A 24,481-nucleotide genomic window follows, 5' to 3' on the forward strand; every position below is an offset into this window, starting at 1 on the left:
CTGATAGAAACAGAAGCCACTGGAGCACCTCAAAAACACCATCATACACTAAATCAGTAAGTTGGCAGCATCACCCACATAAGCAACTTGAAGTATGAAGGGTATATGTCTGATGGAAAATCGGCCCTGGTGAGTAGGGTAATGGCGCCGGAGGGGCTCCGGCGCTTTTTACTTAGCCGAGCGCCTGGGCCAGTAGCGTAATGGGGTGTTCGCAGCGTTTGCTTGTAGACATCTCAATTTGCCACTTACAGGTTTCACAATCGGTGACGACAATGTCGGCGCCGCTCTCTTCAATCTGGCGGAACAGCGGCGCGCCGATGGACTGTGATGTCGGATAGTTTTCCTTTTTAAATCCATACGTACCGGCAATGCCGCAGCACTGTGAATCAAGTACCGTCAATTCAAGCCCCGGAATTTGCCGCAATAGTTCAAGCGTGTAAAGCGTCCAGCCCATTTTTTCCATATGACACGGCGTATGGTAGACCACTTTCAGCGGCAAAGGATTAAGCGGCAGCGTTTTCCCGGCATCCAGTTTGCGCCATAGCCAGCGGGTGGCCAACTCGATATGTTCGCGCAGCCCGGCGTTGTCCACGTCCAGCACTTCAGGATATTCATCGCGCAACGCAAACGTACAGGTGGATGACGTGGCGATGACCGGAATACCTTTGACGGCAATCGCCTCGCGTAGCGACTCCACATTGCTGATAGCCTGCTTGCGAGCTTTATCCGTAAAACCGTTAGCGATCAGCGGTACGCCGCAACACTTCTCTTTACTCAGTAACTGTACGCCGGTACCCATTGCGTTCAGCACCTTAATCAGATCTTTTCCGAGCTGCGGATGGTTGTAATTCACAAAACAGCCATGGAAAAAGGCGACCTGATCTTTGTATTTAGCCTGCTGCGCCGCCACGCTACGATACCAGCGGCGGAAGGTGCCGAAAGAGTATTTTGGTAAGGTGCGGCGATGATCGATTTTGAGCGCGTAATCAAGCAACTGGCGCACTGGCTTTAATGCGGTGGCGGTATTGACCACCGGCGCGAACGGCGTTGAAACGCTGCCCATCAGATCGGTATGGCTGAGAATAAAGTTACGCAATGACGGGCGCGTCGTATCGTATTTCGCGCGGGCGCGCTGGATGATATCGCCAATCTTCACGTCCGACGGACAGGCGACCTCACACCGTTTGCAGTTAATGCAATATTTCAGCGCCTCATCATACAGGGCGCCGTCTTTCAGACGCAGGCGTTCGCCATCCGGTCCGGCCTGTTTAGGGCCAGGGTAGCCAGGATTAACGCGGCTGACCGGGCACGCGGTGGTGCACACCGTACATTTAATACAACTTTCAAAACGTGTGTCGCTCATTGCTGTTCTCCTGCACGCTCAGCGATATGGTGCGCGGCCTGGAGGGCGCTGACTGCGCAGACGCCGCCGCCGCATCCCTCAGCTATAGGATCGAATCCCGCCAGCACAGAACCTATTGCATACAGATTTTCTACCGTGTTGCCCGCAAGGGAGGGGCGGAAAGCGTCATCCGTCACGACGCCAAACTGCTGCCAGGGCTGTGGGTCGAAGAAATGTTGTTGATACCATTCGGCGCGGGTGGCCGTTTGCTGTACGTCGAGCCCTAAAATAGGTTCGCGGATCCCTTCGCGCTCGGCAACCAGACCGCTACTAAAGAAGCTACCGCTGGCAAGTACGGCAAAACGCGGGCGCAGTGGGATATCGGCATGGTTGCGGGTCCATATTTCGCTCACGGTACCGCGACGGCAGGTGACTTTCTTCACTTCATCGCCCGGCATCCAGATGCCGCCCTGACGGACAAACTGGCGCTGGAGCTGATTGTGCAGACGAATACCGAGCACCGATGGCGGCAGCGTCGGCAGCAGCGTGAGCGCGCAGGGCAGACGTTCGTTAAGCCAGCGCCACAGCGTATCGTTCGCCAGCCCGAAACAGGCGGGCATGATGATCATGTCGCAGTTTGTCGCTATTGGCGACAGCGCGTCGTACAGCAGCGGCCATTTTTCTTCGTTATCAAGCAGACGCGCAATATTGACCGCGCGAAATTCCGTCGGGTTATCACGCAGTACGTCCAGTTCCGGAAGGTCGATTTCTGCGGTTTCCACGTTGAGAGCGCGTTGACGCAGCGACGCTGCCGCAAGGTGCGCCTGGAAATCCAGTAATCCGCTAACGCCGACGACGCAAATTCGCTGTGCGGATAACGGCCAGACCGGTACTTCCGGCGAGCTAAGCCAGGTTGAACGCAATGTGCCAAGCGGCGTGACACGCTGGTGCGCCTGCTGTACGTCGCCGTATAACTGCGCGCCGCTGGCGTTAAGTAGCGTTTGCGCCTGTTGCGCCAGCGTGAGGACTTTTTGCGTGCCTAAACGCGAATAAGGATGTTCAGGCGCCTGGCGGCGCAGTGCATCAAGCCCGGCGGTAATGTCGGTCACCGGTTGGCCGTCGGGCAGGGTGCTGAGTAGATCCAGCGAGCCGGAGGAAAAATGCAGCGCGCTTTGTCCGCGGGTGACGATGGCGCAGCGTAATCCATGCTGCTGGAGTTGCAGTCCGCACAGCAAACCGGCGAGACCGCCGCCCATAATAACCGTATCAAATTTCATCCTGGTGCTCCTTCTCCAGACCGCATAATCCCTGATAAACCCAGCGCGTGAATTCGCTTTCGCGCAGCGCGTCTCCCCAGGCGACAGGTTGTACGCCTTTCCAGCGCTCATTCAGAAATTCAGAGAGTTGCGTAATAGATTGCGCCGCGGTCGTCACATTAAAACGCTGCAATAGCCCGGCCGCGCGGCAGGCGCACAGCTCGCCCTGGCAAGTGCCCATCCCTACGCGGGTGCGACGACGCAGATCCAGCAGGCTATTCACGGTTAAGTTTTCGACGGCATACTGCACTTCTCCCGCCGTGACGGCCTCGCATTCACAGACCAGGCTACGGTGTTGGCGGCCTTCGCTCAGCCACCCCGGCGTGCGATCGCCATGCCGATAAACCGCCGATCCGCGTAGCGGCGCGGGAAGCGAGATAATGCGTTTCAGCGTATGTTCCGTAGACTCTTTTGAGCCAGGCAACGGCGTATCCGCCGTGATGCAGGGGCGAGTATTGCCCAACTTGCGGCACACGGCGTCGGTCGCCCATTCCGCCATCAGGCGGTAAGTCATTAGCTTCCCGCCGGTAATGGTAATGAAGCCATCAAGCCCGTCGCGTTCGGCGTGGTCGAACAACACAATACCGCGGCTGACGTTACGACCGCTGGGATCGTCATCGCTGGCCACCAGCGGGCGGACGCCGGAATACGCGCGCAGAATACGCGTCTTCGCCATGACAGGGGCCAGTTTTTCCCCTTCACGCAGCAGGATATCGACTTCATCTGCGGTGACGCGGTTGCTGTCTATCTCATTGTAATCAATATGGGTAGAGGTGGTGCCGATCAGTGAAATCGTATCGCCAGGTACCAGAATGTCGGCATCCGATGGTTTCCGGCAGCGGTTAATGACATGCTGGTTGATCCGATGGTCCATGATCAACAGCGAGCCTTTAGCCGGGAACATGCGAATACTCAGGTCGGCGTATTCGGCGATCCGTTGCCCCCAGATACCTGCCGCATTGACCACCACCGGCGCGTGAAGCGTCTGGGTTTCGCCAGTGAGATGGTTGCGCACATGGACGCCGCAGACCGTTGCGCCTTCACGAATGAGCCCGGTCACTTCATGCGCCGTTAACACGATTGCGCCATGTTCTCTGGCATCCAGCATATTGGCGGCGGTAAGGCGGAAAGGGTCCACGGTGCCATCCGGCACTTTTACCGCACCGATGAGCGCAGGGTTAACGGAAGGTTCGATGATGCGAGCCTGCTGCGGATCGATGGCTTCAGCGCGAATGCCTGCCGCTTCACAGGCGCGAATAAAGGTGGCCTGAAACGCAAGATCATCTTCCGGTAACGTAATAAACAGACCATCCGTCGGTTCGACGCAATGGCGGGCGATCCGTTTTAAAATCTGGTTTTCACTAATGCACTCGCGCGCGGATTCCGCGTCGGTAACCGCATAACGAGCGCCGCTGTGCAGCAGTCCGTGGTTACGCCCGGTCGCGCCGGTCGCTATATCATGCCGCTCCACCAGAATGACACGTAAACCGCGCAGCGCGCAGTCGCGGGCGATCCCTGCGCCTGTTGCTCCACCGCCAATGATAATCACGTCACTTGCTTGCGAGTCGCGAGTTTTCATTGTTTTTCCTCACAGTTCGTTTTTTATCATTTAGCCATACAAATCATATGGAATGTTTGATTTCGCGCATAATCGCTCATTATTCGAAAATGAAACGTGATTTCGTGCGCCTTTCTGAACATTAGTCATAAAACTGTAACAATATGTGCTGTAATTCACATTAACGTGACGTATCTTTACTTAACATCGCGGCCACACTGGGAGCAGCGGGGTTGTTTGAACAAACTGCGGTGTTTACCTCTAAATAAAATACGGGCCACGGAGGCTACAATATGTTGAGTATTTTTAAACCAGCGCCGCATAAAGCGCGCTTGCCAGCGGCGGAGATTGATCCGACCTATCGCCGATTACGCTGGCAGATTTTCCTGGGGATATTCTTTGGCTATGCCGCGTATTATCTGGTGCGCAAGAACTTTGCCCTCGCGATGCCCTACCTGGTAGAACAGGGTTTTTCACGCGGCGATCTGGGCTTTGCGCTGTCCGGGATTTCCATCGCTTATGGTTTTTCGAAATTTATAATGGGTTCGGTGTCCGATCGCTCGAATCCGCGCGTTTTCCTGCCGGCAGGGTTGATTCTGGCCGCAGCAGTCATGTTGTTTATGGGCTTTGTACCGTGGGCGACATCCAGCATCGCCGTGATGTTTGTACTGTTGTTCCTTTGCGGCTGGTTCCAGGGGATGGGGTGGCCGCCGTGCGGACGTACGATGGTTCACTGGTGGTCGCAGAAAGAACGCGGCGGCATTGTGTCGGTCTGGAACTGTGCGCATAACGTCGGCGGCGGGATCCCGCCACTGCTGTTCCTGCTGGGGATGGCGTGGTTTAACGACTGGAAAGCGGCGCTCTATATGCCAGCCTTTGGCGCGATTGTGGTGGCGCTGTTCGCTTTCGCAATGATGCGCGATACGCCGCAATCCTGCGGTCTGCCGCCTATCGAAGAGTATAAAAACGACTATCCGGATGACTACAACGAAAAAGCGGAAGAAGAGCTGACTGCGAAGCAAATCTTCATGCAGTACGTACTGCCGAACAAATTACTGTGGTATATCGCTATCGCCAACGTGTTCGTCTACCTGCTGCGTTACGGTATCCTCGACTGGTCGCCGACCTACCTGAAAGAAGTGAAGCATTTCGCACTGGATAAATCCTCCTGGGCATATTTCCTGTATGAATACGCGGGTATTCCGGGCACGCTGCTGTGTGGCTGGATGTCGGATAAAGTCTTCCGCGGCAACCGCGGTGCGACGGGCGTGTTCTTTATGACCCTGGTGACTATCGCGACCATCGTTTACTGGATGAACCCGGCAGGAAACCCGAACGTTGATATGGCTTGTATGATTATCATCGGCTTCCTGATCTACGGCCCGGTAATGTTGATCGGTCTGCACGCGCTGGAACTGGCGCCGAAAAAAGCGGCGGGTACGGCGGCGGGCTTCACCGGTCTGTTTGGTTACCTGGGCGGTTCTGTCGCTGCAAGCGCCATTGTGGGTTATACCGTTGACTTCTTCGGTTGGGATGGCGGCTTTATGGTGATGATTGGCGGCAGCATTCTGGCGGTAATCCTGCTGGTGGTCGTGATGATTGGCGAAAAACGCCATCATGATGAGCTGCAGTTAAAACGCAACGGAGGCTAATAACATGAAAACCACACTGAAAAACCTTAGCGTGGCGTTGATGTTGGCAGGAATGGCCATCGGAAGCTGTGCCGTGGCGGCTGAAAAAGTCGTTATCGCCCACCGTGGTGCCAGCGGTTATCTGCCGGAGCATACGCTACCGGCGAAAGCGATGGCGTATGCGCAAGGGGCAGATTATCTGGAACAAGATTTAGTGATGACAAAGGACGACCATCTGGTCGTCCTCCATGACCACTACCTTGATCGGGTGACTGACGTCGCTGACCGTTTTCCGAACCGGGCGCGTAAAGATGGGCGCTATTACGCTATCGATTTTACGCTGGATGAAATTAAATCCCTGAAGTTTACCGAAGGGTTTGATATTGAAAACGGCAAAAAAGTACAAACTTATCCGGGCCGTTTCCCGATGGGAAAATCTGATTTCCGCATTCATACCTTTGAAGAGGAAATTGAATTCGTTCAGGGATTAAATCACTCTACCGGTAAAAATATCGGTATTTATCCGGAAATTAAAGCGCCGTGGTTCCATCATCAGGAAGGGAAAGATATTGCCGCGAAAACGCTGGAAGTGCTGAAGAAGTATGGTTACACCGGCAAGCAGGACAATGTCTATTTGCAGTGTTTTGATGTCGCTGAACTGAAACGTATTAAGAATGAACTGGAACCCAAAATGGGGATGGATCTCAATCTGGTTCAGCTTATTGCGTATACCGACTGGAATGAAACACAGCAGAAACAGCCGGACGGTCGTTGGGTAAATTACAACTACGACTGGATGTTTAAGCCGGGCGCTATGAAGCAGGTGGCGGAATATGCGGACGGTATTGGTCCGGATTACCATATGCTGGTCGCGGAAGGCTCAACGAAAGGGAATATCAAGCTGACTGGAATGGTGCAAGACGCGCATCAGAATAAGATGGTAGTGCATCCTTACACTGTGCGTGCCGATCAATTGCCGGACTATGCCACAGACGTTAATCAGTTGTACGACATCCTGTATAACAAGGCGGGCGTCGACGGGCTGTTCACTGACTTCCCGGATAAGGCGGTCATGTTCCTGCAAAAAAATGACTAAAGGTTTGCCATAGTAGAAGTGACGCGCCGGATGAGGGCATAAACGCCTCATCCGGCCTGGCGCAACGTTTGCCAGCGTAAGTCTGGTAAACGCAATGCCATCGGGCGGTGTTGTTTTATAGCAACCTCTCATCGGTCAGTGTTTCCATACATTTTTGTAATAAAAATAGCGGGCTTCCTTCTACTGGCGGTTCTTTTGCTAACAGGGAAATTTGTCGATAAAAGGTGGGTTCCAGCGCCACGGAACATAATTTTCCTGTCGTGGCTTTTAAGGTTAATTCTGGCAATAAGGCGATACCTAATCCCTGGCGAATAAAATTCAGCGCAGTATCGGGATGGTTAAATTCATATTTAAATATCGGCTCAATACCCTTTTCTTTAAACAACGCCATAATGCTTAATTCATAACGACCTTTACTGACAATAAGGGGTTCGTCCATCAGTTCTTCAACCGTTACTGTACTATTGGCCGCCAGGGGATGATTTTCAGGCACCACTACGGTGAATTTATCCCGGTAAATGGGGACGCAATACATACCGTTGACCGGAAAAGGAACGAAACCGGCATCAATACTTCTGTCCTGCAGCGAATCAATAATAGCCGTACTGTTCTCTTCATAGGGGATAATTTTTACATTTGGATGATGGCTTTCAAAATAGCGAATGACGCCGGGTAAAATGCAGGCGCAGGCGCTGGGAAAACAGCCAATCCGTAGCGTACGGGCCGGGTTCTTTTTTTCTTGTTCGGCAATCTCTTTTACCGCGTTGACGTCGCGCTGGATCGCGCGTAAGTGCCTGACGATGCGGCTACCGGCGGCGGTAAGCTCAATCTCTTTACGACGCTCACGAATCAATATGTCAACGCCGAGCTCCTCCTCAAGCGCGGAGATGGCCTGGCTGACGGCGGATTGTGTCATGTATAGCCGTTTGCTGGCTTCGGTAAATCCGCCGTACTCCAGTACGGCAAGCAGGGCGTGGATTTGGGTTAGTGTCATTAGTAAAACCTAATTAATATAATTAAAACGATTAATTTTTCTAATAGAGTGCACTTGTTTATACTGCGATTCTATCGAATACATCACATTTTGACGCACCTGATAGGTGTTCAGTTGAGCTGAGCGTTGCCTGCGTGCGCCATCTGAGCGGGTCGTTAAGAATGAAAGAAAAATTATGGACGAAGGATTTTTGGGCAATCACCATAGTCAGTTTTATTATCTTTTTTGTTTTTTATGTACTGCTAACTTTATTACCCATTTATATCGCTGACCGCCTGCATGCTTCTGCAGATAAGGCCGGGCTGTTAGTGACATGTTTCCTGGCCGCGGCAATTGTTATTCGGCCGTTTGCCGGACAGTGGGTGGGAAAATATTCGAATAAAAAGATTCTGGTGCTCTCTTCTCTGGCTTTTTTGGTGATTACCGCGCTGTATCCGGTTTGCCATTCTATCGAGTCGCTGCTCTTTATCCGCGTACTTCATGGGATTACGTTTGGTGTTATTACCACGGTAAAAGGAACTATTTCAGCGCGGTTAATTCCGGCCTCCCGACGTGGAGAGGGCATCAGCTTTTTCTCTTTAGCGATGGGCCTGGCGATGGTCGTCGGACCGTGGATCGGTTTGAATATGGCCCGCTGGAACGCGTTCACTGCCGCATTCTGGCTTTGTTCCGCTGTAGCGGCGTTAGGGATTGTACTTTCCCTGATTGTGACGGTCCCTCCGGTAATTCGTCATGCCGATGGTTCGAAGCCGAATCTGGGTTTTGCCGCGATGTTTGACCGCGCCGCCTTGCCTTTTGCGCTGGTCACCTTTTTTATGACTTTCTCCTATGCCGGCGTATCGGCTTTCCTGGCGCTGTATGCGCGTGAGCTGGATTTAATGGCGGCGGCCAGTAATTTCCTGCTGTGCTACGCGATTTTCCTGATGATATGCCGTACCTTCACCGGGAATATTTGTGATAAAAAAGGGCCGAAATATGTTGTTTTCCCATGTCTGTTGGCTTTTACCATCGGTCTGGTGGCGCTGGGCTACACCAATGGCAGCATCATGATGATTATTTCCGGCGGTCTAATCGGTATCGGCTACGGTTCGGTCACGCCGGTTTTCCAGACGCAAATTATCAGCTCGGTTGAACCGCATAAAATCGGCGTGGCGAATTCACTGTTCTTTAACGCGATGGATGCCGGAATGGCGATTGGCGCCTTTATCATGGGAATGATGGTTGAGTCGGTTGGCTATCGTATGATTTATGTCGCTGGCGCGGTGCTGGTGGTACTCGCTGGCGCACTGTATGCCGTGCAGATGAAAAAACGTGGCGTGATGCCTTTGGTTTCCACCAGCGAGTTGCACTGAGTTACATCTCGATTTCGATATCGCCTTTTGCCCTGCAGCAGCAGGGCAAAATCTCTCCCGGCTGGATAAACGCTAAAGGTTCCGTAATCCAGTCAACCTGACCGGCAACCAGCCGGGTACGACAGGAGCCGCAATAACCTTCGCGGCACTGATACTCCACCTCAACGTTATGCGATTCCAGCGCGGCTAGCAGAGAAGGGTGTTCATCCTGGCACAGCAGTTGTGTGCCAGTGATACGCAGCGTGACGCGTCCCATCAGAGCTGGAAATTACTCAGATCGTCGGTATCGACTTCCGAATCGATTTGTCCGACCAGATAAGAGCTAACTTCCACTTCCTGTGGCGCGACCTGAACGTTATCGGACACCAGCCAGGTATTGATCCACGGGATTGGGTTGGAGCGGGTCTGGAACGGCAGATCCAGCCCTACCGCCTGCATACGAATATTAGTAATATATTCAACGTATTGACACAGGATATCTTTATTCAGGCCGATCATCGAACCGTCGCGGAACAGATAGTCCGCCCACTCTTTTTCCTGCTGCGCCGCCTGCACGAACAGGTCATAACATTCCTGTTTACACTCTTCGGCGATTTCCGCCATCTCCGGGTCGTCCACGCCGCTACGCAACAGGTTCAGCATATGTTGCGTGCCGGTCAGATGCAGAGCTTCGTCACGGGCGATCAGACGGATAATTTTGGCGTTGCCTTCCATCAGTTCACGCTCGGCAAATGCGAAAGAGCAGGCGAAGCTGACGTAGAAGCGGATGGCTTCCAGCGCGTTCACGCTCATCAGGCACAGATACAGTTTTTTCTTCAGCTCACGCAGATTCACGACAACCGTTTTGCCATTAACGGTATGGGTGCCTTCACCGAGCAGATGCCAGTAACTGGTCATCTCAATAAGTTCGTCGTAGTAGGCGGAGATCCCTTCGGCGCGCTTCTGAATTTGCTCATTGGTCACGATATCGTCAAACACGACCGCCGGATCGTTGACGATGTTACGAATAATATGGGTGTAGGATCGTGAGTGAATCGTCTCAGAAAACGCCCAGGTCTCTACCCACGTCTCCAGCTCCGGGATGGAAATGAGCGGCAGCAGGGCGACGTTCGGGCTACGTCCCTGAATGGAATCCAGCAGCGTCTGGTATTTGAGGTTGCTGATGAAGATATGTTTTTCGTGCTCCGGCAACGCCTGATAATCGATACGATCGCGGGAGACGTCGACCTCTTCCGGACGCCAGAAGAAAGAGAGCTGTTTTTCGATCAGTTTTTCGAAGATGTCATATTTCTGCTGGTCATAGCGTGCAACGTTGACCGGCTGGCCAAAGAACATGGGTTCCTTGAGCTGATCGTTTTTCGTCTGTGAAAAAGTGGTGTATGCCATTGAAGTGAATCCTTTATGGGATGAGCGCCGGATGGCGGCGCAAGCGCCTTATCCGGCCTACAAACCGTACAATCGTAGGCCGGGTAAGCATAGCGCTACCCGGCACTATTCATCAGATCTTACAAGCGCCGCTTTCGCAGCCATCGTCCTGAATAGAAGGCGCCAAATCGTCCTGCGCATCTTCTGCGCCGTCGCGGGTATTTTGATAGTACAGAGTTTTCACGCCAAACTTATACGCGGTGAGCAAATCTTTCAGCAGTTGCTGCATCGGCACTTTTCCTGACGGGAAACGTGACGGATCGTAGTTGGTATTGGCGGAAATCGACTGATCGATAAACTTCTGCATGATACCCACCAGTTGCAGATAACCGTCGTTGTTCGGCATCTCCCACAACAGTTCGTAAGCGTCTTTCAGATGCTCATAATCCGGCACGACCTGACGCAAAATACCGTCTTTCGAGGCCTTGATGCTGACGTAGCCGCGCGGTGGTTCGATACCGTTAGTGGCGTTGGAGATCTGGGAGGACGTTTCCGACGGCATTAGCGCCGATAGCGTGGAGTTACGCAGACCGTGGGTTTTGATCGATTCACGCAGCTGTTCCCAGTCGTAGTGCAGCGGTTCGTTGACGATCGCATCCAGATCTTTTTTGTAGGTGTCGATCGGCAGAATGCCTTTTGCATAGGTGGTTTCGTTGAACCATGGGCAGGCACCTTGCTCTTTCGCCAGTTCGTTGGACGCTTTAAGCAGATAGTATTGAATGGCTTCGAAGGTTTTATGCGTCAGATTATTGGCGCTGCCGTCGGAATAACGTTTACCGTTTTTCGCCAGCCAGTAGGCGAAGTTAATCACGCCAATGCCCAGCGTACGACGGCCCATTGCGCCGCGTTTGGCAGCCGGAATCGGGTAATCCTGATAATCGAGCAGAGCATCCAAAGCGCGTACTGCCAGAATAGCCAGTTCTTCCAGCTCGTCCAGAGTTTTAATGGCACCCAGGTTGAATGCAGACAGCGTACACAACGCAATTTCGCCGTTTTCATCGTTGACATCGTGCAGCGGTTTGGTCGGCAGGGCAATCTCCAGACACAGGTTAGACTGGCGTACCGGGGCGACAACCGGATCGAACGGACTGTGAGTATTGCAGTGGTCAACGTTCTGGATATAGATACGACCGGTAGAGGCGCGTTCCTGCATCATCAGCGAGAACAGTTCGACCGCTTTCACACGCTGTTTGCGGATGCTGTCGTCGTTTTCATATTTCACGTACAGGCGTTCGAATTCGTCCTGGTCGGCGAAGAACGCATCGTATAGTCCGGGTACATCAGACGGACTGAACAGCGTAATGTCGCCGCCCTTCAGCAGGCGGGTGTACATCAGTTTGTTGATCTGTACGCCGTAATCCATGTGACGTACGCGGTTGCCTTCCACGCCACGGTTGTTTTTCAGCACCAGCAGGCTTTCCACTTCCAGGTGCCACATCGGATAGAACAGTGTCGCCGCGCCGCCGCGCACGCCGCCCTGCGAACAGGATTTCACCGCCGTCTGGAAGTGCTTGTAGAACGGAATACAGCCGGTGTGGAAGGCTTCGCCGCCGCGAATCGGGCTGCCCAGCGCACGAATGCGTCCCGCGTTGATACCGATACCGGCGCGCTGAGAAACGTATTTCACGATAGCGCTGGAGGTGGCGTTGATGGAATCCAGACTGTCGCCACACTCGATCAGTACGCAGGAGCTGAACTGACGGGTTGGGGTACGCACGCCGGACATAATTGGCGTCGGCAGCGAGATTTTGAACGTAGAGACCGCATCGTAAAAACGTTTTACATAGTCAAGACGCGTTTCACGCGGATAGTTCGAGAACAGGCAGGCCGCTACCAGAATGTAGAGGAACTGCGCGCTTTCATAGATTTCGCCGGTCACGCGGTTTTGCACCAGATATTTCCCTTCCAGCTGCTTAACGGCAGCGTAGGAGAAGGTCATATCGCGATCGTGAACGATAAACGAATCCATCTGCTTGAACTCTTCTTCCGTGTAGTCTTCCAGCAGATGATTGTCGTATTTGCCAAGCTCAACCATTTTTACCACATGGTGGTAAAGTGCGGGCGGCTCAAACTGGCCGAAGGCTTTCTTACGCAGGTGGAAAATCGCCAGACGTGCAGCCAGGTATTGATAATCCGGCGCATCGCGAGAGATCAGGTCTGCGGCAGCCTTAATGATAGTTTCATGGATATCGGAGGTCTTAATCCCATCATAAAACTGAATATGCGAGCGTAGCTCGACCTGAGAAACCGATACGTTATTCAGTCCTTCTGCCGCCCAATCAAGCACGCGATGAATTTTGTCGAGATTGATGCGCTCAGTACGGCCGTCACGCTTTGTCACCAGCAGACTCTGATTCATGTGGTTTTCTACCTGTTTACCTGTCCGTGAAAGAAAAAATATCCCCCCGCTTATCCACAACGCCACGTTGTGACTAACTCTGTGGATAAATACTATATATAGGGGGTAATCGATAAGTGAAACGCTATATGGTGAGTATTCTAGTAGGGATTCTTTTGAGTACAAGAGTTGATTTTGGCGTTAAATTGCGGTTGTAAAAGAGTAAGAATCGCTAAATGCGCGTCTGATAAGGCCTGGAGAGGATGTCAACAATTCATAAAAAAAAATCAAAATTTGATCGAATGCTGATTTCTTCATCGAAGAGAAAGGTTGCGCCCGATGATCTAACGCAACCCTTATAGGAAAATTCTTTGATGTCAGGCTTTTTTAGCGCGGGTATGCAACATGTAGTTAACGTCTACTCCGGGACCGAGTTTGAAAGTATTGGTTATCGGGTTGTAGTGCAGCCCGGTGATATGTTGCTCTTTCAGGACGGTTTCATCTACCCAGCTTAACAGTTCAGCAGGCTTAATGAATTTCTTCACGTCGTGCGTGCCTTTTGGCACCATGCGCAGAATATACTCAGCGCCGACGACCGCCATCAGCCAGGATTTCCCATTGCGGTTCAACGTTGAGAAGAACACCTCACCGCCGGGTTTAACCAGTTGGGCGCAGGCGTGGACGACCGATTGCGGATCGGGAACGTGCTCCAGCATTTCCATACAGGTGACGACGTCGTATTGCTGGGCGTGTTTTGCCGCATGTTCCTCAACCGTCTCCTGCACGTACTCTACCTCGATGCCGCTTTCCAGCGCATGCAGTTTGGCGACCTGCAAAGGCTCAAAGCCCATATCCAGCCCGGTGACGGTTGCGCCTTCGCGTGCCATACTTTCCGCCAGAATGCCGCCGCCACAGCCGACGTCGAGTACCTTTTTGCCAAACAGGCCGCCTGAGCGCTCAGTAATGTAGCCAAGGCGTAGGGGGTTGATGCGATGCAATGGCTTGAATTCGCCCTCCAGATCCCACCAGCGCGACGCGACGGCTTCGAATTTGGCGATTTCATTATGGTCAACGTTGTGAGCTACCGACGGTTTTTCAGTGTTCATGAGTACATGAGATTCCGCTATTGATCTATCGGGGCAGTATAGCAGGTGCAAAGTCGCTGCGTTATATCTACTGCCGTCTTTATTACGCTTTCAGCGCAAGAAGTTTTCTTGCACGTTCTGTAAAACCGCTACCGATGTGGTGCGTGATAAAATTACAGACGCCCTCGACGTTGTTGTTTTTTAACATATCCAAAATAGTGGCATGTCCCCGGTTAGAGCTGGTGATATATTCAGCGGTAAAATCCAGTCTGTAGCGAATTGCCAATAAACGTGCTGAGATCAACAGGTGTGCTTGCGAAATGTATTTATTATCGGCATATTTCACAAAAACATAATGAAAATCATGATCCAGTTTGAGGTAAGCTTGCGTATCTCGCTCTGCATTAATTTTTGCTGACTTCGATAAAATATTGCTTAATTCGACTATGACATTGTTAGCATTTTTCTCCATCGCTTCACGAATTGCGCCCTGTTCAAGGATAACTCTCATTTTGATGAGATCATTGATATCCTCGTCGGTGACAGAAAAAACAAATGTCCCACTGCGGGGAATGATGTTGACCAGGTTTTCATTATAGCTCAGCCAAATAAAAGCTTCACGAATTGGTGTTTTACTTACCATCAGAATATTTGATAGTTCATTTTCACTGATCGCTTGCCCAAGATCGAAATCGCCATGGATAATCATCTCCCTTATTTTCTCTTTAATCACCTGGGTGATGGATTTGGGTATTTCAATTGATATGTGACTAAAGTCACGCTTTAATCTATTTTTCATTTTCTTCTCCTCCATGGTTAAACCCGGCTCCATTGTAATTAATTTATTCAAAATTAACGGATCTAATATATCAGATATAAGAAAATTTACATACTTTATTGTTGTTATTGTATATTTCATTAAGTTTGCTTGCTGATATATCAGATATGACACATTAGCTTTTGAATTGTATTGTTTTTTACGTAACATCGATTCCGGTCAATACCCTTATTCATTGAATCATAAAAGGTGATGCAAAATGAGTAGTCCACAAGAAAATTTATACGATGCAATTCGTATTGTAAAAAGGAAAATCATTCCTTTGGCCTTTATTCTTTACTTTTTTAACTATATGGATCGTGTCAATATTGGGTTTGCTGCATTACGTATGAATGAATCTCTCGGTATTACGCCTGAGGATTTCGCTAATATTTCTTCTATATTCTTCATATCATATTTAATCTTTCAAATTCCGAGTAGCATTGGCTTGCAAAAGCTTGGCGCAAGAAAATGGATTAGTTCCATTATTATCGGCTGGGGAGCGGTAACTGGGCTGATTTTTTTTGCTAAAGATACTCAACATATTTTGCTGGCTCGCATTTTTTTGGGGGTATTTGAAGCTGGCTTTTTTCCGGGCATGGTTTATTATCTTGCATGCTGGTTCCCGGCTCGTGAACGCGGAAAAGTCAATAGTTTCTTCATGTTATCTATTGCTGTAGCATCGGTATTGGCTGCACCGATGTCTGGTTGGATCATCGAGCATTTGAATACCCCGGATTATGAAGGCTGGCGCTGGCTTTTTGCTATTGAAGGTATCCCTACCGTATTCCTTGGCATCCTGACATTTTATTTACTGCCTGACAGTCCAGAAAAGGCTAAATGGCTTACGCCACAGCAGATATCGGCCTTAGTTAATAAATTACGCACTGACAATGAAACCGCAGCTGCATTAAATAAAAATACCAACTCATCCTTTCTTTCAGTAATCAAAAATCCAGTTTTGCTTCAGCTTTCTTTCGCCTACATGTTGATTCAGGCGGCTGCTCTGGCGGCAAACTACTGGTTGCCGGGGTTGGTGAAGGGATTTTCAGCTGATTTTACGGATACTGACGTTGGTTTAATCATGAGTATTCCGTTTATTTTCGCTATGTTCAGCATGCCCTGGTGGGGCTGGCATTCCGATAAAAAGAATGAACGAAAATGGCATGCTGCATTACCCATGTTTCTGGCGGGCTGTGGTTTTCTGATGATTGCTCTTGTCCCCTCAATGTCGTTGAGAATGCTGGGGCTAACGTTTTATGGTGTTGGGATCCTCAGCTATTACGGACCTTACTGGGCGCTGCCTTCTGCATTATTGTCGCCGTCAGGGTTGGCTATCAGCATTGCGTTTATTAACTCATGTTCAAGTCTTGGCGGATTCCTGATTAATAAATCACTGGGATTCGTTTCTACTCATTATGGTGCGACAGGAATATTTATTGTAGAGGCAATACTTTGCTTCGCTGCGGTAGCCGTTCTGGCGTTAATGAAAATTGATGTGAAAAAAGAAAAAAACCAACAAATAAATGTTGTATTACGAACCTGATAAATGGAGAAATTATGAAAATTACGTCTATTGAAGTTTTTGACTGTGAATTAAAAAAAAGAGATCAAACGATGTCCTCCTATAATCCAGTACTTATTCGGGTGAATACCGACTCAGGATTAAGTGGTATTGGCGAAGTAGGACTGGCCTATGGCGCAGGCGCTAAAGCTGGCGTAGGGATCATCAGAGATCTGGCGCCATTGATTGTGGGTGAAGATCCATTAAATATCGAAAAAATTTGGGAGTTCTTTTTCAGAAAGACTTTTTGGGGGATGGGGGGCGGGAACGTTTTTTATGCCGGAATGAGCGCTATTGATATTGCTCTTTGGGATATCAAAGGTAAATATTTAGGTGTACCTGTTTATCAGCTCCTTGGTGGGAAAACCAATGAAAAATTAAGAACCTATGCTAGTCAGTTACAATTTGGTTGGGGGGATAAACGCCAGATATTAGTGACACCTGATGAATATGCTGAGGCGGCGCGTGCGGCTCTTGACGATGGATATGATGCGATTAAAGTGGATCCACTCGAAATCGATCGTAATGGCGATGACTGTGTTTTTCAGAATAAAAATCGTAACTATTCAGGATTGTTACTGGCCGATCAATTAAAAATGGGGGAAGCGCGAATTGCCGCTATGCGTGAAGCAATGGGGGATGATGCTGATATTATCGTGGAAATCCATTCTCTTCTCGGTACCAACTCAGCTATTCAATTTGCGAAGGCGATAGAAAAGTATCGTATCTTTCTTTATGAAGAACCGATTCATCCATTAAATTCTGATAATATGCAGAAAGTTTCCCGTTCAACAACGATTCCAATCGCCACTGGCGAGCGTTCCTACACAAGATGGGGATACAGGGAATTACTGGAGAAGCAGTCTATTGCCGTAGCTCAACCTGATTTGTGTCTCTGCGGCGGAATTACCGAAGGAAAGAAAATCTGTGACTATGCTAATATTTATGACACCACTGTACAGGTGCATGTTTGCGGCGGTCCTGTTTCCACGGTAGCCGCGCTGCATATGGAAACAGCAATTCCCAACTTTATTATTCATGAGCATCATACTAATGCGATGAAAGCATCTATTCGGGAACTTTGTACCCACGATTATCAGCCGGAAAATGGCTATTATGTCGCGCCGGAACAGCCCGGATTGGGTCAGGAATTAAACGATGAGGTAGTGAAAGAATATCTGGCCTATGTGATTAAATAGCATCTGGTGATACTGATTATTGTTTATGCCTCCCGGCATATTCCCTAAATAATTCGAGTTGCAGGATAAAATGGTTAACCGTCTTGAACAGCGCTTGCGCTAACCCCGACGGGGCGAGGCCCAGGGATGGGCCGAGTAACTCGCTGCCAACGCACATGAAACTTGAAGTATGACGGGTATACACGGGAGGTATTGATTTTCTAACCTCTTCCTGGCCAGGCCCCGATCTCCCCTGTGTCGCCTCTGAAGCCGATCGCCAATAAACGCCGAGACCACGCTTATAAATGAAGAGAGCATGCGGCACCCGAATAAAGCATTGTCTGGCTGCATTCCGTTTACCAGTACGTGGGCGAATGTGTTATAATTTGCGACCTTTGAATCCGGGATACAGTAGAGGGATAGCGGTTAGATGAGCGACCTTGCGAGAGAAATTACACCGGTCAACATTGAGGAAGAGCTGAAGAGCTCCTATCTGGATTATGCGATGTCGGTCATTGTTGGCCGTGCGCTGCCGGATGTCCGAGATGGCCTGAAGCCGGTACACCGTCGCGTACTTTACGCCATGAACGTATTGGGCAATGACTGGAACAAAGCCTATAAAAAATCTGCCCGTGTCGTTGGTGACGTAATCGGTAAATACCATCCCCACGGCGATTCCGCAGTGTATGACACCATCGTTCGTATGGCGCAGCCATTCTCGCTGCGTTACATGCTGGTGGATGGTCAGGGTAACTTCGGTTCTATTGACGGCGACTCCGCGGCGGCAATGCGTTATACGGAGATCCGTCTGGCGAAAATCGCCCACGAACTGATGGCCGATCTCGAAAAAGAGACGGTGGATTTCGTGGATAACTATGACGGTACGGAAAAAATTCCGGACGTCATGCCGACCAAAATTCCGAATCTGCTGGTGAACGGTTCTTCCGGTATCGCAGTAGGTATGGCGACGAATATCCCGCCGCACAACCTGACGGAAGTGATTAACGGCTGCCTGGCGTATATCGACAACGAAGACATCAGCATTGAAGGGCTGATGGAACATATTCCGGGTCCGGACTTCCCGACCGCCGCGATCATCAACGGTCGTCGTGGTATCGAAGAAGCCTACCGTACCGGTCGTGGCAAAGTGTACATCCGCGCCCGCGCGGAAGTTGAAGCTGACGCCAAAACGGGCCGCGAAACCATCATCGTCCATGAAATTCCCTATCAGGTGAACAAAGCGCGCCTGATCGAGAAAATCGCCGAGCTGGTGAAAGATAAACGCGTGGAAGGCATCAGCGCGCTGCGTGACGAATCCGACAAAGACGGTATGCGCATCGTGATTGAAGTAAAACGCGATGCGGTGGGCGAGGTGGTGCTTAATAATCTCTACTCCCAGACCCAGCTACAGGTTTCCTTCGGTATTAACATGGTGGCGCTGCATCACGGCCAGCCGAAGATCATGAACCTGAAAGATATCATTTCAGCGTTCGTGCGCCACCGCCGTGAAGTGGTGACGCGTCGGACTATTTTTGAACTGCGTAAAGCCCGTGACCGTGCGCATATCCTTGAAGCTCTGGCGATTGCGTTGGCCAACATCGACCCGATTATCGAACTGATTCGCCGCGCGCCAACGCCGGCAGAAGCGAAAGCGGCGCTGATTTCGCGTCCGTGGGATCTGGGTAACGTTGCTGCGATGCTGGAGCGCGCCGGTGATGACGCCGCGCGTCCGGAATGGCTGGAGCCAGAATTTGGCGTGCGTGACGGTCAGTACTACCTGACTGAACAGCAGGCGCAGGCGATTCTGGATCTGCGTTTGCAGAAACTGACCGGCCTGGAGCATGAAAAACTGCTCGACGAATACAAAGAGTTGTTGGAGCAGATTGCTGAACTGCTGCACATTCTGGGCAGCGCCGATCGCCTGATGGAAGTGATCCGCGAAGAGATGGAGTTAATTCGCGATCAGTTCGGCGATGAGCGTCGTACCGAAATCACCGCCAACAGCGCCGATATTAATATCGAAGATCTGATTAGCCAGGAAGATGTTGTCGTGACGCTGTCTCACCAGGGTTACGTCAAGTATCAACCGCTGACGGATTACGAAGCGCAACGTCGTGGTGGGAAAGGTAAATCTGCCGCGCGTATTAAAGAAGAAGACTTTATCGACCGCCTGCTGGTGGCCAACACCCATGACACCATCCTCTGCTTCTCCAGCCGGGGCCGTCTGTACTGGATGAAGGTCTATCAGTTGCCGGAAGCCAGCCGTGGCGCGCGCGGTCGTCCGATCGTCAACCTGCTGCCGCTGGAAGCGAACGAACGTATCACCGCGATTCTGCCGGTTCGTGAGTACGAAGAGGGCGTCAACGTCTTTATGGCGACCGCCAGCGGTACCGTGAAGAAAACGGCGCTGACCGAATTCAGCCGTCCGCGTTCCGCCGGTATTATCGCGGTGAACCTCAACGACGGCGACGAGCTGATTGGCGTTGACCTGACTTCTGGTTCTGACGAAGTCATGCTGTTCTCGGCCGCGGGTAAAGTGGTGCGCTTCAAAGAAGACGCCGTCCGTGCGATGGGGCGTACCGCGACCGGTGTGCGCGGTATTAAGCTGGCGGGAGACGATAAAGTCGTCTCTCTGATCATCCCACGCGGCGAAGGCGCTATTCTGACCGTAACGCAAAACGGCTACGGGAAGCGTACCGCAGCGGACGAGTACCCGACCAAGTCTCGTGCGACGCAGGGCGTTATCTCTATCAAAGTGACCGAGCGCAACGGTTCCGTTGTCGGTGCGGTACAGGTAGACGATTGCGACCAGATCATGATGATCACGGACGCCGGTACTCTGGTGCGTACCCGTGTGTCCGAGATCAGCGTAGTGGGACGTAATACCCAGGGCGTTATCCTTATCCGCACGGCGGAAGATGAAAACGTGGTGGGTCTGCAACGCGTTGCTGAACCGGTAGATGACGAAGAACTCGACGCTATCGACGGCAGCGTGGCGGAAGGGGATGAGGATATCGCCCCGGAAGCGGAAAGCGATGACGACGTTGCGGATGACGCTGACGAGTAATGTTATTACTGTGCGAGGGCCGGATATCCGGCCCTTTTTCTTTGCCGTTGCGGGCTACGTCATTTACCGCTACCTTAGTCACACTCTATTTACATCCTGAGGCGGAGCTTCGCCCCTTTGAAATACCTTGCTTCCTTTCGAACTACGCTGAAAGTCTCGCGCTACTTATTCAGAGCGTTAGCGTTACTCATTTGGCTCTTAATCGCCTTTGTTTCGGTGTTTTACATCGTCAATGCCCTGCACCAGCGGGAGTCTGAAATTCGTCAGGAGTTCAACCTTAGCTCCGATCAGGCGCAGCGTTTTATCCAGCGCACATCGGATGTGATGAAAGAGCTCAAATATATTGCCGAGAACCGTTTAACGGCGGAAAACGGCGTTATGTCGTCGCGTGCGCGTGATGACAAAATGGTGGTGCCGGACTTTGAACCGCTATTCGCCGACTCAGACTGTGCGGCGATGGGCTCCGCATGGCGCGGATCGCTGGAGTCGCTGGCCTGGTTTATGCGTTACTGGCGCGACAACTTTTCAGCGGCGTATGATCTTAACCGCGTTTTCCTGATTGGCAGCGATAACCTCTGTATGGCGAATTTCGGCCTGCGTGAAATGCCCGTGGAGCGCGATGATGCGTTAAAAGCGTTACATGAGCGGATTATGAAATACCGCAACGCTCCGCAAGAAGAAAGTGGGAATAACCTTTTCTGGATAAGCCAAGGCGCGCGTCAGGGCGTGGGCTACTTTTATGCGCTGACGCCGGTGTATCTGGCCAACCGTCTGCAGGCGCTGCTGGGCGTCGAGCAGTCCATCCGCATGGAAAATTTTTTCACGCCGGGCAGTTTGCCGATGGGCGTCACCATTATTGATGAGAACGGCCATTCGCTGATTTCGTTGGCCGGTCCTGACGGCATTATTAAAGCGGAGCCGCGCTGGATGCAGGAGCGCTCCTGGTTTGGTTATACGCCAGGTTTTCGCGAACTGGTACTCAAAAAAAGCCTGCCGCCATCCTCGCTCAGTATTGTCTATTCTGTGCCTGTAGATTTAGTCCTGGAGCGTATTCGTATTCTTATCCTGAACGCTATCCTGCTGAACGTGCTGGTGGGCGCAGGGCTGTTTACGCTTGCGCGGATGTATGAGCGGCGAATTTTTATTCCGGCGGAGAGCGATGCCCAGCGTCTGGAAGAGCATGAACAGTTCAACCGTAAAATCGTCGCCTCCGCGCCGGTGGGGATCTGTATTCTGCGCACTATTGATGGCGTCAATATTCTGAGTAACGAACTGGCGCACACCTACCTGAACATGCTCACGCATGAAGACAGACAGCGCCTGACGCAAATCATTTGCGGCCAGCAGGTCAACTTTGTTGATGTATTGACCAGCAATAATACCAATTTGCAAATTAGCTTCGTCCATTCCCGCTATCGTAATGAAAACGTCGCGATTTGCGTGTTGGTAGATGTGAGTACGCGCGTCAAAATGGAAGAGTCGCTGCAGGAGATGGCGCAGGCGGCGGAACAGGCAAGCCAGTCTAAATCCATGTTCCTTGCGACGGTCAGCCATGAATTGCGCACACCGCTGTACGGTATCATCGGCAATCTCGATCTGCTGCAAACCAAAGAGCTGCCAAAAGGCGTGGATCGTCTGGTCACGGCGATGAATAACTCCTCCAGTCTGTTGCTGAAAATTATCAGCGACATTCTCGACTTCTCGAAAATTGAGTCGGAACAGCTAAAGATTGAGCCGCGCGAATTTTCACCGCGAGAGGTGATGAACCATATCACCGCCAATTATCTGCCGCTGGTGGTGCGTAAGCAGCTCGGCCTGTATTGTTTTATTGAGCCTGACGTGCCGGTATCGCTGAACGGCGACCCGATGCGTTTACAGCAGGTCATTTCAAACCTGTTGAGCAACGCCATTAAGTTTACCGATATTGGCTGCATCGTGCTGCATGTGCGCTGTGATGGGGATTATCTCAGCATTCGCGTGCGGGATACCGGGGTTGGTATTCCGGCAAAAGAGGTGGTTCGCCTGTTCGATCCCTTCTTCCAGGTGGGAACCGGCGTACAGCGTAACTTTCAGGGGACCGGTCTGGGGCTGGCGATTTGCGAAAAATTGATCAGCATGATGGACGGCGATATTTCCGTCGATTCGGAGCCGGGCATGGGAAGCCAGTTTACGCTGCGCATCCCGCTTTATGGCGCGCAATACCCTGTGAAAAAGAGCGTGGAAGGACTCGCCGGAACCTGCTGTTGGCTGGCGGTGCGCAATACTTCTTTGTGCCAGTTTATTGAGACCAGTCTGGCGCGTAGCGGCGTTCATACACAGCGTTATGAAGGGCAAGAACCCGCCGCGGACGATATTTTGATTGTCGATGACGCGCTGGAGCATACCTGGCAGGGGAGGGCGGCGGTCGTCTTTTGCCGCCGTCATATCGGGATTCCATTGGAAAGAGCGCCGGGCGAGTGGGTGCATAGTGTGGCGTCGGTGCATGAGTTGCCCGCACTGTTGGCGCGTATTTATAGTATTGAGCTGGATAGTGAAGCGCTTTCCAGCGCATTGCCGACGACGGATAAAACCGCAGATTCAAATGACGATATGATGATTCTGGTCGTTGACGATCATCCTATCAATCGCCGCTTGCTGGCCGATCAATTGGGATCGCTGGGGTATCAGTGTAAGACAGCCAATGATGGCGTGGACGCTCTGAATGTGCTGAGTAAAAATGCTATCGATATTGTTCTGAGCGATGTGAACATGCCGAACATGGACGGCTACCGCCTGACGCAGCGTATCCGTCAGCTTGGGCTGACGCTGCCGGTCGTCGGCGTGACGGCGAACGCGCTGGCGGAAGAGAAACAACGTTGCCTGGAGTCCGGTATGGACAGCTGTTTGTCGAAGCCTGTGACGCTGGACGTGTTGAAACAGACGCTGGCGGTGTATGCCGAGCGGGTACGTAAAACGCGGGCATAAAAAATGCCGGATGGCGGCGTCGCCTGATCCGGCCTGCAAAAGATGAGTCGACTGGTAGGCCTGATAAGCGTAGCGCCATCAGGCTGGGTAACATAAAAGCGATTTATTCTTTGTCTGTCGGACTCAGGGTGACGGAAGAGAGATAGTTGAGCAGCGCGATATCATTCTCTACGCCCAGTTTCATCATCGCCGATTTCTTCTGGCTGCTGATGGTCTTAATGCTGCGGTTGAGCTTCTTGGCGATTTCGGTGACCAGGAAGCCCTCGGCGAACAGGCGTAATACTTCGCTCTCTTTTGGCGACAGGCGCTTGTCGCCGTAACCGCCTGCGCTGATTTTCTCCAGCAGACGAGAAACGCTTTCTGGGGTGAATTTTTTGCCTTTTTGCAGCGCGGCCAGCGCCTTAGGCAGATCGGTTGGCGCACCCTGCTTGAGTACGATCCCTTCAATATCAAGATCCAACACGGCGCTCAGGATCGCCGGATTGTTGTTCATGGTCAGAACGATAATAGACAGGCTCGGAAAATGACGCTTGATGTACTTGATCAAGGTGATCCCATCGCCGTATTTATCTCCCGGCATGGAGAGGTCAGTGATCAACACATGCGCATCTAATTTCGGCAGGTTGTTGATCAATGCTGTGGAATCTTCAAATTCGCCGACAACATTCACCCACTCGATTTGTTCAAGTGATTTGCGAATACCGAACAGTACAATCGGGTGGTCATCGGCAATAATTACGTTCATATTGTTCAT

At 51.4% G+C, this 24,481-nt stretch carries 17 protein-coding genes; 7 read left to right on the forward strand and 10 right to left on the reverse strand.

Annotated features, from left to right (window positions below):
* Positions 1-172: 172 nt before the first annotated feature.
* From glpC to glpA, 3 genes are read right to left on the reverse strand one after another with little or no spacing between them, the layout of a single operon-like run.
* Positions 173-1,363, reverse strand: coding sequence for an anaerobic glycerol-3-phosphate dehydrogenase subunit GlpC (glpC, locus tag NA389_RS21020; RefSeq protein WP_001285726.1), 1,191 nt, complete (start codon positions 1,361-1,363; stop codon positions 173-175).
* The gene (gene glpB, locus NA389_RS21025) at positions 1,360-2,619 is read right to left on the reverse strand and encodes a glycerol-3-phosphate dehydrogenase subunit GlpB (RefSeq protein ID WP_000667163.1); all 1,260 of its coding nucleotides are present in this window, start codon (positions 2,617-2,619) and stop codon (positions 1,360-1,362) included. The genes glpC and glpB overlap by 4 nt, the downstream gene beginning before the upstream one ends.
* Positions 2,609-4,237 carry an anaerobic glycerol-3-phosphate dehydrogenase subunit A gene (gene glpA / locus NA389_RS21030; protein WP_000857205.1) on the reverse strand — a complete coding sequence of 543 codons (1,629 nt, stop codon included), beginning with the start codon at positions 4,235-4,237 and terminating at the stop codon, positions 2,609-2,611. The genes glpB and glpA overlap by 11 nt, the downstream gene beginning before the upstream one ends.
* 272 nt (positions 4,238-4,509) lie before the next feature.
* Here glpA and glpT point away from each other — a divergent pair, with 272 nt between their 5' ends.
* Both glpT and glpQ read left to right on the forward strand, forming a co-directional pair.
* Positions 4,510-5,868: a glycerol-3-phosphate transporter gene (gene glpT / locus NA389_RS21035; RefSeq protein ID WP_000948739.1), complete on the forward strand. Its 1,359-nt coding sequence runs from the start codon at positions 4,510-4,512 to the stop codon at positions 5,866-5,868.
* Between the two features lie 4 nt (positions 5,869-5,872).
* Positions 5,873-6,943 carry a glycerophosphodiester phosphodiesterase gene (gene glpQ, locus NA389_RS21040; protein ID WP_000858944.1) on the forward strand — a complete coding sequence of 357 codons (1,071 nt, stop codon included), beginning with the start codon at positions 5,873-5,875 and terminating at the stop codon, positions 6,941-6,943.
* Positions 6,944-7,058: 115 nt separating this feature from the next.
* Here glpQ and NA389_RS21045 read toward each other — a convergent pair whose 3' ends face one another.
* Complete coding sequence (locus NA389_RS21045; protein ID WP_000176726.1) at positions 7,059-7,937, reverse strand: LysR family transcriptional regulator; 879 nt, start codon at positions 7,935-7,937, stop codon at positions 7,059-7,061.
* A gap of 161 nt (positions 7,938-8,098) precedes the next feature.
* On the opposite strand from NA389_RS21045, the gene NA389_RS21050 reads away from it, so the two are divergent.
* Entirely contained in the window at positions 8,099-9,289 is a 1,191-nt protein-coding gene (locus tag NA389_RS21050; RefSeq protein ID WP_000660247.1) for an MFS transporter, read from the forward strand.
* Position 9,290: 1 nt separating this feature from the next.
* Here the strand turns inward: NA389_RS21050 and yfaE are convergent, their stop codons facing one another.
* From yfaE to NA389_RS21075, 5 genes are all read right to left on the reverse strand, one after another.
* On the reverse strand, positions 9,291-9,545 hold the full coding sequence (gene yfaE / locus NA389_RS21055; RefSeq protein WP_000533921.1) for a ferredoxin-like diferric-tyrosyl radical cofactor maintenance protein YfaE: 255 nt from the start codon (positions 9,543-9,545) through the stop codon (positions 9,291-9,293).
* Positions 9,545-10,675, reverse strand: a complete 1,131-nt coding sequence (nrdB, locus tag NA389_RS21060) for a class Ia ribonucleoside-diphosphate reductase subunit beta (protein WP_000332026.1) — start codon at positions 10,673-10,675, stop codon at positions 9,545-9,547. Before nrdB ends, yfaE begins: the two co-directional genes overlap by 1 nt.
* 112 nt (positions 10,676-10,787) lie before the next feature.
* The gene (gene nrdA, locus NA389_RS21065; RefSeq protein ID WP_001076491.1) at positions 10,788-13,073 is read right to left on the reverse strand and encodes a class 1a ribonucleoside-diphosphate reductase subunit alpha; all 2,286 of its coding nucleotides are present in this window, start codon (positions 13,071-13,073) and stop codon (positions 10,788-10,790) included.
* A 356-nt stretch (positions 13,074-13,429) separates the two neighbouring features.
* Entirely contained in the window at positions 13,430-14,158 is a 729-nt protein-coding gene (ubiG, locus tag NA389_RS21070) for a bifunctional 2-polyprenyl-6-hydroxyphenol methylase/3-demethylubiquinol 3-O-methyltransferase UbiG (RefSeq protein ID WP_001091009.1), read from the reverse strand.
* An 82-nt stretch (positions 14,159-14,240) separates the two neighbouring features.
* Positions 14,241-15,125, reverse strand: coding sequence for a GntR family transcriptional regulator (locus NA389_RS21075; protein ID WP_000944714.1), 885 nt, complete (start codon positions 15,123-15,125; stop codon positions 14,241-14,243).
* 49 nt (positions 15,126-15,174) lie between these two features.
* Between NA389_RS21075 and NA389_RS21080 the strand changes: the two genes are divergently transcribed.
* The 4 genes from NA389_RS21080 (at position 15,175) to rcsC (ending at position 23,727) form a co-directional block, all read left to right on the forward strand.
* Complete coding sequence (locus NA389_RS21080; protein WP_000098077.1) at positions 15,175-16,500, forward strand: MFS transporter; 1,326 nt, start codon at positions 15,175-15,177, stop codon at positions 16,498-16,500.
* A gap of 14 nt (positions 16,501-16,514) precedes the next feature.
* Positions 16,515-17,717: a mandelate racemase/muconate lactonizing enzyme family protein gene (locus tag NA389_RS21085; protein ID WP_000705581.1), complete on the forward strand. Its 1,203-nt coding sequence runs from the start codon at positions 16,515-16,517 to the stop codon at positions 17,715-17,717.
* Positions 17,718-18,126: 409 nt separating this feature from the next.
* Positions 18,127-20,763 carry a DNA topoisomerase (ATP-hydrolyzing) subunit A gene (gyrA, locus tag NA389_RS21090; RefSeq protein WP_001281271.1) on the forward strand — a complete coding sequence of 879 codons (2,637 nt, stop codon included), beginning with the start codon at positions 18,127-18,129 and terminating at the stop codon, positions 20,761-20,763.
* A 117-nt stretch (positions 20,764-20,880) separates the two neighbouring features.
* The gene (gene rcsC, locus NA389_RS21095; RefSeq protein ID WP_000876070.1) at positions 20,881-23,727 is read left to right on the forward strand and encodes a two-component system sensor histidine kinase RcsC; all 2,847 of its coding nucleotides are present in this window, start codon (positions 20,881-20,883) and stop codon (positions 23,725-23,727) included.
* 103 nt (positions 23,728-23,830) lie between these two features.
* Here the strand turns inward: rcsC and rcsB are convergent, their stop codons facing one another.
* Positions 23,831-24,481 (reverse strand): response regulator transcription factor RcsB, encoded by a 651-nt coding sequence (gene rcsB / locus NA389_RS21100; RefSeq protein WP_001061919.1) that lies wholly within the window; start codon positions 24,479-24,481, stop codon positions 23,831-23,833.

This window comes from Salmonella sp. NW645 (genome assembly GCF_051703725.1).
Classification (GTDB): Bacteria; Pseudomonadota; Gammaproteobacteria; order Enterobacterales; family Enterobacteriaceae; genus Salmonella; species Salmonella enterica.